Origin of the sequence: Streptomyces canus, from assembly GCF_030816965.1 — a bacterium.
GTDB classification, from domain to species: Bacteria; Actinomycetota; Actinomycetes; order Streptomycetales; family Streptomycetaceae; genus Streptomyces; species Streptomyces canus_E.
Genome location: NZ_JAUSYQ010000002.1, coordinates 3,682,305 through 3,697,077 on the forward strand (window position 1 = coordinate 3,682,305; position 14,773 = coordinate 3,697,077).

At 72.9% G+C, this 14,773-nt stretch carries 11 protein-coding genes and 1 pseudogene; 11 read left to right on the forward strand and 1 reads right to left on the reverse strand.

All coding sequences use genetic code 11. From position 1 onward, the window contains the following. Positions 1-126 precede the first annotated feature (126 nt). The 9 genes and pseudogenes from QF027_RS17740 to QF027_RS17780 form a co-directional block, all read left to right on the forward strand. Entirely contained in the window at positions 127-1,263 is a 1,137-nt protein-coding gene (locus QF027_RS17740) for a DUF3344 domain-containing protein (RefSeq protein WP_307075549.1), read from the forward strand. A 50-nt stretch (positions 1,264-1,313) separates the two neighbouring features. Further along, positions 1,314-2,495, forward strand: coding sequence for a glycosyltransferase (locus QF027_RS17745; RefSeq protein WP_306981101.1), 1,182 nt, complete (start codon positions 1,314-1,316; stop codon positions 2,493-2,495). Continuing rightward, positions 2,492-3,919: an exopolysaccharide biosynthesis polyprenyl glycosylphosphotransferase gene (locus tag QF027_RS17750; RefSeq protein ID WP_306981099.1), complete on the forward strand. Its 1,428-nt coding sequence runs from the start codon at positions 2,492-2,494 to the stop codon at positions 3,917-3,919. The genes QF027_RS17745 and QF027_RS17750 overlap by 4 nt, the downstream gene beginning before the upstream one ends. A gap of 5 nt (positions 3,920-3,924) precedes the next feature. Beyond that, positions 3,925-5,280: an O-antigen ligase family protein gene (locus tag QF027_RS17755; protein ID WP_307075551.1), complete on the forward strand. Its 1,356-nt coding sequence runs from the start codon at positions 3,925-3,927 to the stop codon at positions 5,278-5,280. Further along, a complete protein-coding gene (locus tag QF027_RS17760; protein ID WP_307075553.1) occupies positions 5,277-7,073 on the forward strand; it encodes a lipid II flippase MurJ in 1,797 nt (598 codons plus the stop codon). Before QF027_RS17755 ends, QF027_RS17760 begins: the two co-directional genes overlap by 4 nt. Further along, positions 7,057-7,821: a polysaccharide deacetylase family protein gene (locus QF027_RS17765; RefSeq protein ID WP_307075555.1), complete on the forward strand. Its 765-nt coding sequence runs from the start codon at positions 7,057-7,059 to the stop codon at positions 7,819-7,821. The genes QF027_RS17760 and QF027_RS17765 overlap by 17 nt, the downstream gene beginning before the upstream one ends. A 2-nt stretch (positions 7,822-7,823) precedes the next feature. After that, complete coding sequence (locus QF027_RS17770; RefSeq protein ID WP_307082410.1) at positions 7,824-8,972, forward strand: glycosyltransferase; 1,149 nt, start codon at positions 7,824-7,826, stop codon at positions 8,970-8,972. Beyond that, complete coding sequence (locus QF027_RS17775) at positions 8,972-9,631, forward strand: lipopolysaccharide biosynthesis protein (RefSeq protein WP_306981087.1); 660 nt, start codon at positions 8,972-8,974, stop codon at positions 9,629-9,631. Before QF027_RS17770 ends, QF027_RS17775 begins: the two co-directional genes overlap by 1 nt. 2 nt (positions 9,632-9,633) lie before the next feature. Further along, positions 9,634-10,725 (forward strand): annotated as a pseudogene (locus tag QF027_RS17780) (GNAT family N-acetyltransferase); the annotation flags it as partial. Between the two features lie 35 nt (positions 10,726-10,760). On the opposite strand, the gene QF027_RS17785 reads toward QF027_RS17780, so the two are convergent. Then, on the reverse strand, positions 10,761-12,035 hold the full coding sequence (locus tag QF027_RS17785; RefSeq protein ID WP_307075558.1) for a glycoside hydrolase family 26 protein: 1,275 nt from the start codon (positions 12,033-12,035) through the stop codon (positions 10,761-10,763). 173 nt (positions 12,036-12,208) lie between these two features. Between QF027_RS17785 and QF027_RS17790 the strand changes: the two genes are divergently transcribed. Next, positions 12,209-13,468 (forward strand): carboxylate--amine ligase, encoded by a 1,260-nt coding sequence (locus tag QF027_RS17790; protein WP_307075560.1) that lies wholly within the window; start codon positions 12,209-12,211, stop codon positions 13,466-13,468. Beyond that, a complete protein-coding gene (locus QF027_RS17795; RefSeq protein ID WP_307082412.1) occupies positions 13,468-14,730 on the forward strand; it encodes an NAD(P)-binding domain-containing protein in 1,263 nt (420 codons plus the stop codon). The genes QF027_RS17790 and QF027_RS17795 overlap by 1 nt, the downstream gene beginning before the upstream one ends. Positions 14,731-14,773: the final 43 nt, after the last annotated feature.

Consider the following 14,773-nt stretch of genomic DNA (forward strand, 5'->3'; position numbering starts at 1 on the left):
GTTTGAACTGATTAGCACCGGTTGCGGCTAGAGTGACGCGCACCTCTCGACGCGCCCCTTCCGCGCGCACCTCGCCTTTGTGCCGCCCCCTTTGACACCGCAACCTCCCGAAGGGCAACACCGGTCATGCGCAATTCCCTAGCCCCCCTGGTGCGCCGTGCGACAGTGGGCGCCCTCGCCGTCGCCGGCATCTGGGCTCCCGCCGCTGCCCTGGCGGTCGCGCCTGCCGCGCCGCCACAGCCGGAGGCGGGCCGTCTCGCATTCGCCCAGCGGTACCACGCGCTCCAGCACGGCGGCATCGCCCGCGCGGCCAACGTCTCCATCACCTGCGGTGTCCCGAAGGCGGTCCGCGGATCCCTGCTGTCGGCGCCACGTTCCTGCCCGACCGCGCGGGCGGGCCGGACCGGACGGAACGGCGACTTCGACATGACCTACGTCGACGTCGACAAGGACCCGAACACCTACAACTCCTCCCGCGCCCAGGTGCGTCTGCCCAAGGGCTCACGGGTCAGCTACGCCCGGCTGTACTGGGGCGGCAACCTGCGGGTCGGCGAGCAGAAGCCGCCCAAGGACAACGGGCGGGTGCTGATCGCCGAACCGGGCGGGAAGTACCGGGAGCTCCTCGCGGACACGGTCGTCGGCCACCGCGTGGCGCACGGCGCGGACGCCTTCCAGGCCTCGGCGAACGTCACGAGGCTGGTTCGGGAGAGCGGGCCGGGTCTGTACACCGTGGCCCAGGTCAACGTGGCGAAGGGCAGGTCGGCGGCCGGCGCGTGGGGTGGCTGGACGCTGGTGGTGGCGTACGAGAACCCGGCGCAGCCGCTGCGGCACCTCGCCGTGTGGGACGGCTTTGACGCGCTGAAGTCCGGCGCGGGGCAGGAGATCGGGCTGCGCGGGCTGCGTTTCCCCGCGGGCGCGGGCGGCCGTGCGGGGCTGGTGACGTACGACGGCGACCGCGGCGCAACCGGTGACACCCTCACCCTCACGACCAGCCGCGCACACGGCCATGCGACCCACCGCACCGCCCTCACCAGCCCTGGTAACCCCCGCGACGACGTCCTGAACTCCACCATCAGGGAGCCCGGGAAGGCCCAGTCGCAGCGCGTGCCCGCGTACGCCGGCACCCTCGGCTACGACTCCGATGTGTTCGACCTCAGGACAGGCCTGCGGCACAGCGGTGACCAGTTGACCTTCCGGTTCGTTTCACAGCGGGACGCGGTTTGGGCCGGCGTGCTCTTCGTCGCCGTCGACGCACAGCAGTGAGGCCTGCTCCCTCCCGTCCCGAGTACCAGGGTGAGCTGAGGGCATCGCACATGCATCCGTCACCATCCGACCCTCGACCGCGCGTCCTTCACCTCACACAGCCCGTGGACGGCGGGGCCGCCCGCGTCGTGACGGACCTGGTGCGGGCGCAACTCGCGGCCGATTGGGCCGTCACGGTGGTCTGCCCCGACGGCGAGCTCACCACCCGGCTCCGGCCGCTGGGGGCGGACGTACGGCACTGGAACGCGACGCGGTCACCGGGTCCTTCGCTCGTGCGGGAGGTACGGCATCTCGTACGGGTGATCGACGAAGTGCGTCCTCATCTGGTGCACGCGCACAGCGCGAAGGCCGGGCTCGCCGGGCGGCTCGCCGTGCGGGGACGCATCCCCACCGTGTTCCAGCCCCATGCCTGGTCGTTCGAGGCCGTCGGCGGGGCCACCTCGGCGCTCGCGCTGGCGTGGGAGCGGTGGGGCGCGCGTTGGGCCTCCCGCATGGTGTGCGTGAGCGAGGCGGAGCGCACGACCGGCGTGCGCGCCGGGATCAGTGGGCGGTGGAGTGTCATCCCCAACGGCGTCGACCCGCAGCGCTTCCACCCCGCCCTGGCCGGCGCCGTACGGGCCGGACTGAGGCCGTTGCGCGAGGTCGACCCCGACGCGCCACTGGTCGTCTGCGTAGGGCGGCTGTGCCGGCAGAAGGGGCAGGACGTTCTGCTGGCGGCGTGGAGTGCCGTCGCCCGCACGGTGCCCGGCGCGCGTCTCGTCCTGGTCGGTGACGGGCCGGACCGCGACCGGCTGCGGGCGCACGCGCCGGGGTCCGTGCTGTTCGCGGGGGCCGTCGCCGACGCCGCCCCCTGGTACCAGGCCGCCGATCTCGTCGTTCTGCCGTCCCGTTGGGAGGGCATGGCGCTGGCCCCGCTGGAGGCGATGGCCTGCGGGCGGCCGGTGGTGGTCACCGACGTCGACGGTGCCCGCGAGAGTCTGCCTGCTGCGCTCGCCGCCCGCTGCGTGGTCCCGCCCGAGAACCCGGAAGTGCTGGCGGGGGCCGTCACCGGACTGCTGCTCGACCCGCCGCTGCGCGAGTCGCTCGGCCACCAGGGGCGCCGGTACGTCCTGTCCTCGCACGACGTGCGGCACACCGCCGAGGCGGTCGCGGACGTCTATCGCGACCTGATCAGCCTGCGGCCCGCACCACGCGTCGCGCCCCCAGAGCATAGGGAGTCGATCCACTCGTGACCGCGGAAAGCGCCCTCTCCTCCCCTGGCACACAGACCCGGGACCACGGATTCTCGCCCGTCTCGGTCATGCCGCCCCGCGGCCCCGCCCCGGGTTTGAGGTTCTCCGCCCGCAGGCCGCCCGTGCGGCCGGCCTCGCCGATGCCCCTGCTCGTCGCGGACGGCACGGCCGCCCTGCTGGGTGCCATGACACTGACCGGGACTCAGTTCCGTCCGCTCCCGTCGGCCCTGCTGGTGGCCGTGTCACTGTTGCTGCGTCCGCACCGCATGCGCCCGTCGGTGCCCGGGGTTCTGGACGAACTGCCCGCCGTCTGTGGCCGGATCGCGGTGGCCTGGCTGACGCTCGCGGCGCTCGTGGCGGCGTACCGGCCGGACCACGCGCTGTCCGCAGAAGCCCTGCTGGTGGGCTTCGCCGTGCACGCGGCGGTGAGCTGCGCGCTGCGCGGCACCATGCACGCGAGACGGCGCGCGGCGCTGCTGCGCCACCCGCACACCGCGCTCGTCATCGGTCCGGCGCCGACCGCGCAGCGCGTGGCCGCCGCCGTGCTGCGGCATCCGTGGTGCGGGGTGCGGCCGGTGGGGGTCGTGGCCGAACGGCAGGACGGCGCCGAGGGCCTGCCGGTGCTGACGACCGGTGAGGAGGTCGAGCGGGCGGTCGTGCAGAACGGCGTGCGCGCGGTACTGGCCGTCCACCCCTCGGTGCGGGCCCAGCAGGGACCGCTGCTGCGCGCGCTGGCCGAGTGGGGCTGCGCGGTGTGGGAGGTCGACGCGGACTCTCCGTCGTATGCGACGCAGGAGCGGCTGGCCGGGTTCGCCTGCCGACGCCTGGAGATGTCCGCGGCGCTCCGCGGCAGCGCGGGCAAGCGGACGCTCGACGTCCTGGTGTCGGGAACGCTGCTGCTGCTGGTCAGTCCCCTGCTGCTGGTCTGCGCGGTGGCGCTGCGGATCAGCGACGGGCCGGGCGTGGTGTTCCGGCAGGAGCGCATCGGCAGGGGTGGAAAACCCTTCACCCTGCTGAAGTTCCGCACTCACCGCCCGGTCGACGCGCATGAGTCGGCGACCCGGTGGAGCGTGGCGAACGAACACGAGATGCGCGGGTTCTGCCGCATGCTGCGGCGCACCTCGTTCGACGAGCTGCTCCAGCTGTGGAACGTGCTCCGGGGCGACATGAGCCTGGTCGGACCGCGGCCCGAACGCCCGTACTTCGTCGCGCAGTTCAGCCGCACCCATCCCGGCTACGCGGACCGTCACCGTCTGCGGACCGGCATCACCGGCCTCGCCCAGATCCACGGGCTGCGCGGCGACACGTCCATCGAGGACCGCTGCCGCTTCGACAACGTCTACATCGACAACTGGTCGCTGTGGCAGGACGTGTGCATCCTGCTGCGCACCGCGGCCACGCTCCTTCGTCCGACGGGGAGCTGAGAGCGGTGAGCCTCGCACTGACACCGCTCGCGCGCCGGGGCATCCTCCTGACGCCGGTCCTGCCCGTGGTGGCCGTGCTCGTCCTGCTGGCGCTGCCGCTGCCTCCGAGCGGTGACGCCGGCCCGGGTCCCGCCGACGCGGTGTCCGGACTCGTGGTGCTGTACTGCGCGATCCGCCTGGTACGGGACCGGCGGCGGGCCTTGTCGTGCACAGCCGCCGTGGTGCTGGGTCTGCCGGTCATCGGGCTGGCCCTCGCCGCCACGGGGGCGTACGCGCCCGGGGCCGGGATCGCCGGAATGGGCCGGTATCTGCAGATCTTCGTGCTGGTGCCGGCGGCGGTCCTGCTGCTCATCCGCGACCGGGCCGATTTCCGGCTGCTGACCTGGGCGTTCGTGGGGCTCGCGGTCGTGCAGGGGGCCTTCGGGGTGCATCAGTACGTCACCCGGACCGGCGCCTCGTATCAGGGCGAGCCGATCCGGGCGGTCGGCACGTTCGGGCCGCAGGACGTGATGGGCATGGCAACAGTGGTCGCCCTCGGCCTGGTGTGCGCGCTGGGTCTCGCGCTGGGGCGGACGTCCGTACGGCAGCGGGGAGTCGCCGTCCTGTGCGCGCTGGCGCTGCTGCTGCCGCTCGCGCTGTCCTTCAGCCGGGGCGCGTGGATCGCGACGGCCGTGACCTGCACGGTGCAGCTGGTGCTCGCCGGGGTGCGGCGGGCACTCAAGGCGGCCTTGGCCGTGGTGGCCGCGGGCGTGGTCCTGGTGGGAGGCCTCGGTGTCGGCTCGGCGATGCTGCAGGAGCGGATCGACAGCATCACGCAGGTCACCGACGCCCCCGACCAGTCCGTCGTCGACCGTTACACGATGTGGGCGGCCGCGACCGACATGTGGCTGGAACACCCGCTGACCGGCGTCGGGTTGAAGGGCTTCCCCGAGTACCGGGACGGATACGCCTCGCCGGCGCTGTCGTCGGGCAGCGACACGGAGGGCGCGGGGGCCGCGTACCGCAGGCAGCCGCTGCTGTCGCCGCACAACATGTACTTGCTGGTGCTCAGCGAGCAGGGCCTGATCGGGTTGCTGGGACTCGCCGGGAGCTGGCTGGCCCTGCTGGTGTGCGGGGTGCGGGCCGTGGTGCGGGCCCGCAGGCCCCAGGAGCACGGCCTTGACTGCGGGCTCGTCGCCTGCGGGCTGCTGGTCTGGCAGCTGACCGACTTCATGTACGCCGACATCGGCGGACCCTCCACCGTGCTGTCCGCCGTGTGCTTCGGGCTGGTGGCGTGGTGGGCGCTGGCCGGGAGCGGCGAGGCGGAGGCCGTGACGACGGTTCCGGTGGGCAGGAGCACGGAAAAGGCCGTGGCGCGATGACCGTGACGCCGCCGCCGACCGCGCGGGCTCCCGGTCGCGGGACCGACGGGACGGACGTACCCGCGGCGCGAGCCGCAGCCCAGGCCGTGGACAGCACCGAGATGACCGCGGTCACCCGGAAGTTCCTCGCCAAGGCCACCCTGATCACGGCGTCGCTGTCGGTCGCCGGGGCGCTGCTCGGCCTGGTGCGGGACCAGACGCTGGCCCGGCTCTTCGGGGCGGGCAGCGAGACCGACGCCTTTCTGGTGGCGTGGACCGTACCGGAGTTCGCCGCCACGCTGCTCATCGAGGACGGGCTGGCCATCGCGCTGATCCCGGCGTTCAGCTTCGCCCTGGTCCGGCGTGCGCAGGGTGCCTCCGGCGACCCGGTCCGCTCCCTGGTCGCCAGCACCCTGCCCCGTCTGTCCCTCGGCTTCGTCACCGTGTCCGCGCTCGTCATCGGCGCGGCCCCATACCTGGTCGAGGCTCTGGCTCCCGGCCTGCCGGATCCCCGCCTCGCCACGGACTGCACCCGGCTGACGGCTACCTGTGTACTGAGCTTCGGGCTCGCCGGGTACTGCAGCGCGGCCCTGCGGGCGCACCGCCGCTACCTGGCGCCCGCCACGATCTACGTGGCCTACAACGTCGGCATCATCGCCACGATGTTCCTGCTCGGCGGGCGCTGGGGCGTGCGATCGGCCGCGGCCGGAGTGGCGGTGGGCGGCTGCCTGATGGTGGCGGCCCAACTGCCTTCCCTGTGGCGGCATCTGAGGAGTCACCCGTCCGCGGCCGGCGGTGCCGGGATCGAGGCACCGCCGAAGAACCTCGCCCTGATCAGTACGGTGCTCCTCTTCGCCCTGTGCCGCCAGTCCCAGGTCCTGATCGAACGCTTCCTCGCCTCCCCCCTTCCCTCCGGGGCCATCTCGCACCTCAACTACGCGCAGAAGGTGGCCCAGATCCCGATGACGCTCTCGCTGATGCTGTGCACCGTCACCTTCCCGGTGGTGGCGCAGGCGCTCGCCGACGGCGACACCGAACGGGCCCGCGCCCGCGTCGAGCGGGACCTGGTGCTGGCTTCCTGCCTGGTGCTCGTCGGCGCGGCCACGGTGGTCGCCTGCGCCCCGCAGATCATCGCGATCCTCTTCCAGCGGGGCGCTTTCACCGCACAGGACACGGTGGTGACGGCGGGCGTCATGCGCGTCTACGCCCTCGGGCTGCTCGGCCAGACCCTGGTCGGGGTCCTGATCCGCTCGTACTTCTCGGCGGGGCGGCCCACCTGGTATCCGACCGGCGCGATGGCCGTCGGCGTGGGCGCGACCTGCTGGATCGGGGAGGCGACGGTGACGTCCTGGGGGGTGTCGGGAATCGCCGCCGCCAACGCCGTCGGTATCACCGTCACGGCCGCATTGCTGCTCCTCGGCCCTCCGCGCGGGCCGAAGGGACGGGCAGGCGGCAGAGGCCTCCGGGGAGCGCGAAGGCCCGAAGGGCCGGGCACGGTCGCCGTCCCGGCACCGCCCATGGCACCGCATGGGCGAGCCGTGCGGTACGGCAGCCCGCGCGGGGTCCCGATCCGTACCCGGCAGGTGTTGTCCGAGCTGAGCAGGCCGGTGCTGGCGGCGGGGGTCGCGACGGCGGCGGGGGCGTTCGCCGCGAGCGGGCCGCAGTCCCAGGTGGCCGGCCTCGCGGTGGGCGCGGTGACCGTGGCCGCCGTCTTCCTCGTGCTCGGACGGGCCCTGGGTGCCCAGGGCTGCACGTTCGCGTTTCGTTCCGTACGTACCGTCACACGAAGGCTGAGGCATGGTCGCTCCAGTTGAATCCGTCGGTACCGGCAGACGCCCCACGGCGCGGCCGGGTCCGGTCCCGTGGGTGGCGATGTACCACTCCGTGGACGACTGCTCCGACGACCCGTACCGCATCACGGTCACACCCGAGCGGCTGGAGCGGCAGCTGGCCTGGCTGCACCGGCGCGGCCTTCGAGGCGTGTCCGTGCGCGAACTGTTCGCCGCCCGGGCCCGGGGCGAGGGGCGGGGCCTGGTCGGTCTCACCTTCGACGACGGATACGCCGATTTCCTCGAGCATGCTCTTCCGGCGCTGCGCCGTCGGCACTTCGGTGCCACCCTCTTCGTCCTGACCGGACGGCTCGGCGGCGTCAACTCCTGGGACCCGCTGGGTCCGCGCAAAGCACTGCTGACCGCGGACGGCGTCCGGCGCGCGGCCTGTGAGGGCGTGGAGATCGGCTCCCACGGGCTGACGCACGTCGATCTCACCCGGGCCGACGACGTCACTGTGAAGGCCGAGGTCGCCGACAGCAGGGCGCTGCTGTCGGAGCTGATCGGCGCGCCGGTCGACGGCTTCTGCTACCCGTACGGCACGGTCGACGAACGCGCTGTCGCCGCCGTACGCGAAGCCGGCTACGCCTACGCCTGCGCCATCGACCCCGGCCCCCTGACCGGCCCGCACGCCCTCCCCCGTCTGCACATCGGCCAGAACGACACGGCCTGGCGGCTGTACCTCAAGCACAAGCTGCACAGGCTGCGCCGGTCCCCCGTGGAGGGCCTGTGACCATGAAGGCCCTGCACATCATCACCGGTCTCGGCGCCGGAGGTGCCGAACAGCAGCTCCGTCTGCTGCTGCGGCACCTCAGCGTCGACTGCGAGGTGGTGGCCCTCACGAACCCGGGAACCGTCGCCGACGGGCTGATCGCCGACGGCGTCCGCGTGCACCACCTCGGCATGAACGGCAACCGCGATCTGACCGCGCTGCCCCGCCTGGTCCGTCTGATCCGCGCCGGCGGCTACGACCTGGTGCACACCCACCTGTATCGCGCCTGTGTCTACGGCCGGTTCGCCGCCCGCCTGGCCGGCGTCCGGGCGGTGGTCGCCACCGAACACTCCCTCGGCGACTCCCAGATGGAGGGCCGGAAGCTGACGGCGGGCGTCCGCGCGCTCTACCTCGCCAGCGAGCGACTCGGCTCCGCCACGGTCGCCGTCTCCCCCGCGGTCGCCGACCGCCTCAAGCGCTGGGGCGTACCCGCCCCGCGCATCGAGGTCATCCCCAACGGCATCGACGTCACCCGTTTCCGCTTCGACCCGGCCCGGCGCCACCGCACCCGCCGACGCCTCGGCCTGCCGGAGGACGCCTTCGTCGTCGGCGGGATCGGCCGGCTCTGCGCGGGCAAGCGCTTCGACGTCCTCATCCGGGCGATGACCCGGCTTCCGGACGACCACTGGCTGTTGCTGGTCGGCGGCGGCCCGCAGGAGAGCACCCTGCGCCGCACGGCCCACGAGGCAGGCGTGGCCGACCGTGTCCTGTTCGCCGGCGAACGCCCCTACGTCCCCGACGGCTCCCCCGGCCCGGACCTGCCCTCCCTCACCTCCGCCATGGACCTGCTCGCCTCACCGTGCCCGGAGGAGTCCTTCGGGCTGGCGGTCGTGGAGGCCCTGGCGTCCGGCCTGCCCGTGCTCTACGCCTCCAGCCCGGCGATCGAGGACCTGCCCCCGCAGGCCACCGCCGGTGCCCGGCGGGTGCGCGGCGGCCCGGAGGCGTACGCCCGTGCCGTGGCCGGGGTGCGCGCGGCCGGTCCGCGGCCGCGCACGGCCCCGGAGGCGGCCCACCGCTACCACATCACTCACAGCGCCGCCCGGCTCATGGACGTGTACGCGACGGCGCTGTCCTGCTCATTGCCCCGCTCACCCCAGGGAGCCAGTACGTGATGACCGACAACCACGCCCGACACCACCGGCAGCCCGGCCGCCTGACCCGGACCGGCCTCCTGCGGCCGTGGTCGCTGCTCGCGGCCGGCGCGCTCGCCGGCGGCCTGCTCGGCGGCACCTATGGCACGCTCAAAGCCCCGACGTACACGGCGACCAGCTACGTGGTCGCCGTACCGACCGAGAAGTCCGACCCGGCTTCCGCGCTCGGCTTCGCACAGGCGTACGGCCGTGCCGCCACCGACCTCGCGGTGCTCGGAGACGCACAGGCCTGGGCGGACGTGCCGGTCCCGACTCTGCGTCGAAGCGTGCGGACGGTCGCCTCGCCGGACGCGCCGATGGTCGCCGTCTCGGCCACCTCCCCGCGCCCCCGGCTCGCCGCCGACATGGCCAACGCGGTCACCCGCGCGCTGACCCGGCACGCGAACGAGACCAAAGCCAGCACCCACGTCGAACTCGTGCAGTTCTCACGGGCGGTGCGGCCGACAGAGCCGACGTCCGCGTCACCGACGGTGACCGGTCTGGTCGGCGCGAGCGCGGGGGGCCTGCTCGGCGGACTGGTGCTGCTCGTACGGCCGAGGCGGACCGGGGACGAGCAGTCCGTTCCCCCCGCCTCGGTGCCCGGCCCGGCGCCCGCCGCCGACGTGCACGGACAGCTGTGACGGTGTCGTACACGACGGAACTCGTGACCCACGCACGCGCCTTCGCCGAGGTGGCCCCGGACTGGGAGCGGCTGTACCGGCGGTGCGGCGCGGCGACCCCGTTCCAGAACCACGCCTGGCTGCACTCCTGGTGGCTGTCGTACGGCAGACCCGGCCGGCTGCGGCTGGTGCTCGTGCGCGAGGGCGGCGAACTCGTGGCCGCCGCGCCGCTGATGCTCCGGCGCGCCCCGGTACCCACGCTCGTACCGCTCGGCGGGCCGATCTCTGACTACGGGGACGTCCTGATCGACGACGAGCGGGCGGACGGGGCGGCCGCCGTGCTGGCCGAGGCGCTGTCGGACGCCGCCTGCACCGCGCTGATCGACTTCCGCGAGGTGCGGCCGGGCGGCGCGGCCGAGCACGTCTACGACCGCTGGAGCGGGCCCCGTCACCGGATGCGGGACTCGCTGTGCCTGGAGCTGCCCGCCGTGCCCATGGACGGGTTGGTGTCCCGGCTGCCGTCCGGCACGGCCCAGCGGGCCCGCGCCAAGCTGCGCAGGCTGAGGTCGCTCGGCGTGGAGCGGCACGTCGTGGCGCCGGAGAGGGTCGACTCGGCGCTTCAGCGGCTGATCGAACTGCACCGGCTTCAGTGGCAGGGCCGGAAGGTGACGTCGGAGCACCTGCAGGCACGCTTCTGCGAGCACCTGGTGCGGTCCGTGGGACCGATGGTGCGCTCCGGCGACGCCGTGGTCACCGAGTTCCGGCTCGACGGTGACGTGGTGGCCGTGGACCTCACGCTGCAGTCGCGCCGGCTCACGGGCGGTTACCTGTACGGCGCCCATCCGCGCCTGCGGGAACGCAAGGCCGACGTGGCGGCGATGCTCCTCGACGCGTGCGCCCAGCACGCGGGCAGCGGCGGGCAGGACACTCTGAGCCTGCTGCGCGGCAACGAGCCCTACAAGCACCACTGGCGCCCCGAACCCGTGGCCAACCAGCGGCTGCTGCTGGCCCGTCGACGCACCGCTCCGCTGATGTCGGCGGTGGTCGGCCACGTGGCCGCGCGTCGTCGGGGCAAGGAGCTACTGAGCAGCTTCCGGGAGCGGACCGATGACGGCGGACCCGTCCCGGGGCCCGTCGTCGCCGCCGACCGCTACCGGGTCCGCGACCACCCGTCGAAACGCCCGCACACCTTCCTGTCGAACCGGGACTCGATCCAGTCGCCAGGAAGCAGTGGCGAGCAGACGGTCGAGCTCAACGGGACCGGAAGTGTGGTGGGTGCGGGCAGCGCCGCCGGCCAGCCGGTGCGACCGGAGAGCACGGACCGGTAGACCCGGGACGAACCGGGGTTGGCCGGGCACTGCCAGACGCCGTGCGGACAGTAGTCGGTCAGCGTGTTGTACAGCGGCTTGTGCGCGTCGATCCAAGCGAGCATCCGCCGCATGTACTCGTCGTTGTCACCATTGCGGAACAGCCCCCATTCTGGATAGGAAATAGGCTTGTTGTGGGATTTCGCGAAATCCACGTGCGCTTGAAGTCCGTAGGGCTCATTCACCTGTTCGTCGAAGGAAACTCCTCGCGGCTGGTCGTACGCGTCCATGCCGATGATGTCGACGGTGTCGTCACCCGGAAAGCACTGCGTCCAGGGAATGGCGTCCCGGCCGCGGCTCGGTGTGAAGTCGAACCGGAATCTCTGGCCCGGCACCGACCGCATGGCGGTCACGATCCTGTTCCAGTACTTCTTCCAGGCCTTTGGGTCGGGGCCACAGCGATGGGTGTACGTCGTGCCGTTCATCTCCCAGCCCAGCACCAGGATCGTGTCCGGCACGTTCAACGCCACCAGCCGCTCGGCGAGGGCGCGGAAGTGGTGATCGAACTCTCCGGCGGCGCCCTGCCGCAACAGCCACCGGACCTCGGCGTCCGGGACACCCTCCTCGTTACGCTCCAGCATGGGCACGTTGAGGACGAACATCCGGTCGCCCTTGGCCTTGCGCCAGCGCGCCCACTCGTCGAGGAAGCCCGGAGTGCCCTCGATGTTGCTCCAGCGGTCGCCGGGCAGGTAGCTGTGGCCGACGCGCAGCTCGGCGCCGCCCAGCCAGCTGCTGAGGCTCGTCATGCCCGCCACGCCCGGAGCCCCGGAGTCGAGGAAGACACCGAAGGCGGGGCCCTCCGTGCCGGGCGCCGGGGTCGTCGGCCCGGTGGCAGAAGAGGTCCCCGGCCCGGTGTCGGAAGGGGTCGGCGGGGCGTCCGATGTGGTCACCGCGGGCGCTGCCTGCTCCGGGGCGGTCGGCGTCGGAGCGGGAGGACCGCCGACGAGTGGCGTCCCCGCCGCGGAACCGGCGCCGGACGCCAACGCCGCCGAGAGGGCGACTGCCGCGGCGACGACCGTCAACCGTCCGGTCCTGGCCCGGCAATTCTGTAGAACCATGCCTGCCCCTCTCCCGCTCACTCTGTTCCCTGGCGTTGCTCTTTGCCCGGTCGCACTACTGACACTCAGTCACATGAAGTCAGTCACATGAAATGAAATGTCGCCATCGCGCTTACGACTTTCGAGCGCCTCGCTCCCCGATACGGGTGAGCCGACCCGAAGGAATGAAGTCCGTGCCGCTGCTCGACACCCGCGTCCCCGCCGTTCTGCTGCGGATCGACCGGAATCCCTTTCACCACGGAACGCTGGGGGCCGTGCGCTCGCTCGGCAGAGCGGGAGTGGAGGTGCACGTGGTCGCCGATTCCACCGGAAGTCCCGTCACCAGATCGCGCTTCGTACGCGAAATGCATCCTCCGCCGCCGCCCGGGGCATCACCCCGCGAGATCGCCGTCGTGCTGCGCCGAGTGGCCGCCCGGGTCGCCCGTCCCGCCGTCCTGATTCCGATGGACGACGCGAGTGCGGTCGCCGTAAGCCGCATGCGCGAGGAACTCGCCCCCTCGTATCTGCTGCCCGCCACACCCGGCGCACTGCCCGAACGCGTCGCCGACAAGTCCGGACTGGCCCTCGTATGCACTTCTGCGGGCATCCCGCACCCGGTCACGGTGATCCCGGACAGCCCGGCGCAGGCCGCCGACGCCGCCCGGCGGCTGGGTCTGCCGATGGTGGCGAAGTGGAGCCGGCCCTGGCAGGTACCGGCGGGCAGCGGGCTGCACAGCACGGTGCTGGTGAGGTCGGCGCAGCAGGCGCGGGAACTGTATCTGCGTACCGAGGAGGCCGGCAGCCCGCTGCTGCTGCAGGCGTATCTGCCGCCGGGCCCGGACCGCGACTGGTTCTTCCACGGATACGCCGACCACTCCTGTGCTGTGCGCGCGGGCGGACCCGGCCGCAAGCAGCGGGCGTGGCCGCGCGGAGCGGGCCTGACCGTGGTCGGCCGCTGGACCGACAACCCGCAGGTGCGGGCGCTCGCCGAGCGGCTCACCGGCGAGTTGGGCTACCGCGGAATCTTCGACCTCGACTTCCGCCGCTGCGGCACAACGGGCCGCTACCACCTGCTCGACTTCAACCCCCGCCCCGGCGCCCAGTTCCGGCTCTTCACCGACACCACCGGCCTGGACGTCGTACGCGCCCTGCACCTCGACCTGACAAACCGTCAACTGCCTGTGGGCGAGCCACAGGAGGGACGGACGTTCGTGGTGGAGAACTACGCACCGCTCGCCGCGCTGCGGCCGGTGCCCCGCGGACGCGAACTGGCCTGGCACGCCCCGGACGACCCGGCTCCCGGCCGGGCGATGTGGGCCCTGTGGTGCCGCCATGTGTCCCGCCGACTGCGGGAGCGGCTGCGCGCGGCCGCGACGGCACCCGCACCGACCCGCGTGGTCCGCCAGGCGGCCACGCCGATCCCGACCGACGAAGAGAAGGCGAGTAGTTGCTGATGTACGACCTGCTGGTGGTGGGCGCCGGCCCGTACGGCCTGTCCATCGCGTCCCATGCCGCGGCCGCCGGGCTGAACCTGCGCGTCCTCGGGCGGCCCATGGCCTCCTGGCGGGACCACATGCCCCGCGGCATGTTCCTCAAGTCGGAGCCCTGGGCCTCCAACCTCGCTGATCCCGGCGGTCGTTGGCGGCTGGACACTTACTGCGCGACCCAGGGCCTGACGGCGCGTCACGCCGACCCGATCCCGGTGGCGACGTTCGCCGCGTACGGCCTGTGGTTCGCGCACCACGCCGTACCCCGCGTGGACGAGCGGATGGTGAGCCGGTTGACGGCCCGCCCGGCCGGATTCGAGGCGGTCACGGAGGACGGAGAAGTACTGCGCGCCCGGACGGTGGCGCTGGCTGTAGGGGTCATGCCCTTCGTGGAGGTGCCGTCCCCACTGCGTGGCCTGCACCCCGCGCTCATCTCGCACAGCAGTCACCACAGTGACCTGGAACGCTTCCGCGGCAGGGACGTCACGGTGATCGGCGGCGGCCAGGCGGCCCTGGAGACCGCTGCGCTTCTCGCCGAACAGGGAACGCGCGTACGGGTACTGGCCCGAGCCGACGGGCTGTCCTGGAACGATGTGCCACCGCCGTGGCAGCGCCCCTGGTGGCAGTCGGCCCGCGCCCCGCACAGCGGGCTCGGCTGCGGCTGGCGCAACTGGTTCTACGCCGAGCGCCCGGGGCTCTTCCGCCACCTCCCCGAGCCGACCCGGGCCCGCATCACGGCCACCGCGCTGGGACCGGCGGGCGCCTGGTGGGTACGGGACCGGGTCGAGCAGGCGGTGGAGGTGCTGCTCGACCGCGAGGTCGCCTCGGCCCGTGCGGTGACGGGCGGCGTACGACTGGAGACGGTGAGCCGGACCGGGGAGCGGTACTCCCTGGAGACCGGACATGTGATCGCGGCCACGGGCTTCCGGCCGACCCTGAACCGGCTCGGCCTGCTCTCCGAAGAACTACGCGGGAGCCTGGCGACGGCTGTCGACGGCTCCCCCGCGGTCGGGCGGGACTTCGAGTCCTCACACCCGGGGCTGTTCATGGGCGGACTGGTGACCGCCTCCGCGTTCGGGCCGGCCATGCGCTTCGTCCACGGCGCCACGTTCACGGCCACGACGCTCGTACGAGGAGTGTGCCGCCGACTGCGCACCACGCCGCCCGTCGGCAGGATCCCCGCAGCGGTGGGCCGGGGACGCGCGGAAGCGGTACGCGCAGACCACTGACGTACGGGAGTGGCTCCTGGTGCCGGACACGGTCTGTCCGGCA

Excerpts from the sequence above, each read along its gene's own strand:
- QF027_RS17740 (WP_307075549.1), top strand. The coding sequence starts at position 127 with ATGCGCAATTCCCTAGCCCCCCTGGTGCGCCGTGCGACAGTGGGCGCC.
- QF027_RS17745 (WP_306981101.1), top strand. The coding sequence starts at position 1,314 with ATGCATCCGTCACCATCCGACCCTCGACCGCGCGTCCTTCACCTCACA.
- QF027_RS17760 (WP_307075553.1), top strand. The coding sequence starts at position 5,277 with ATGACCGTGACGCCGCCGCCGACCGCGCGGGCTCCCGGTCGCGGGACC.
- QF027_RS17765 (WP_307075555.1), top strand. The coding sequence starts at position 7,057 with ATGGTCGCTCCAGTTGAATCCGTCGGTACCGGCAGACGCCCCACGGCG.
- QF027_RS17770 (WP_307082410.1), top strand. The coding sequence starts at position 7,824 with ATGAAGGCCCTGCACATCATCACCGGTCTCGGCGCCGGAGGTGCCGAA.
- QF027_RS17775 (WP_306981087.1), top strand. The coding sequence starts at position 8,972 with ATGACCGACAACCACGCCCGACACCACCGGCAGCCCGGCCGCCTGACC.
- QF027_RS17785 (WP_307075558.1), bottom strand. The coding sequence starts at position 12,035 with ATGGTTCTACAGAATTGCCGGGCCAGGACCGGACGGTTGACGGTCGTC.
- QF027_RS17795 (WP_307082412.1), top strand. The coding sequence starts at position 13,468 with ATGTACGACCTGCTGGTGGTGGGCGCCGGCCCGTACGGCCTGTCCATC.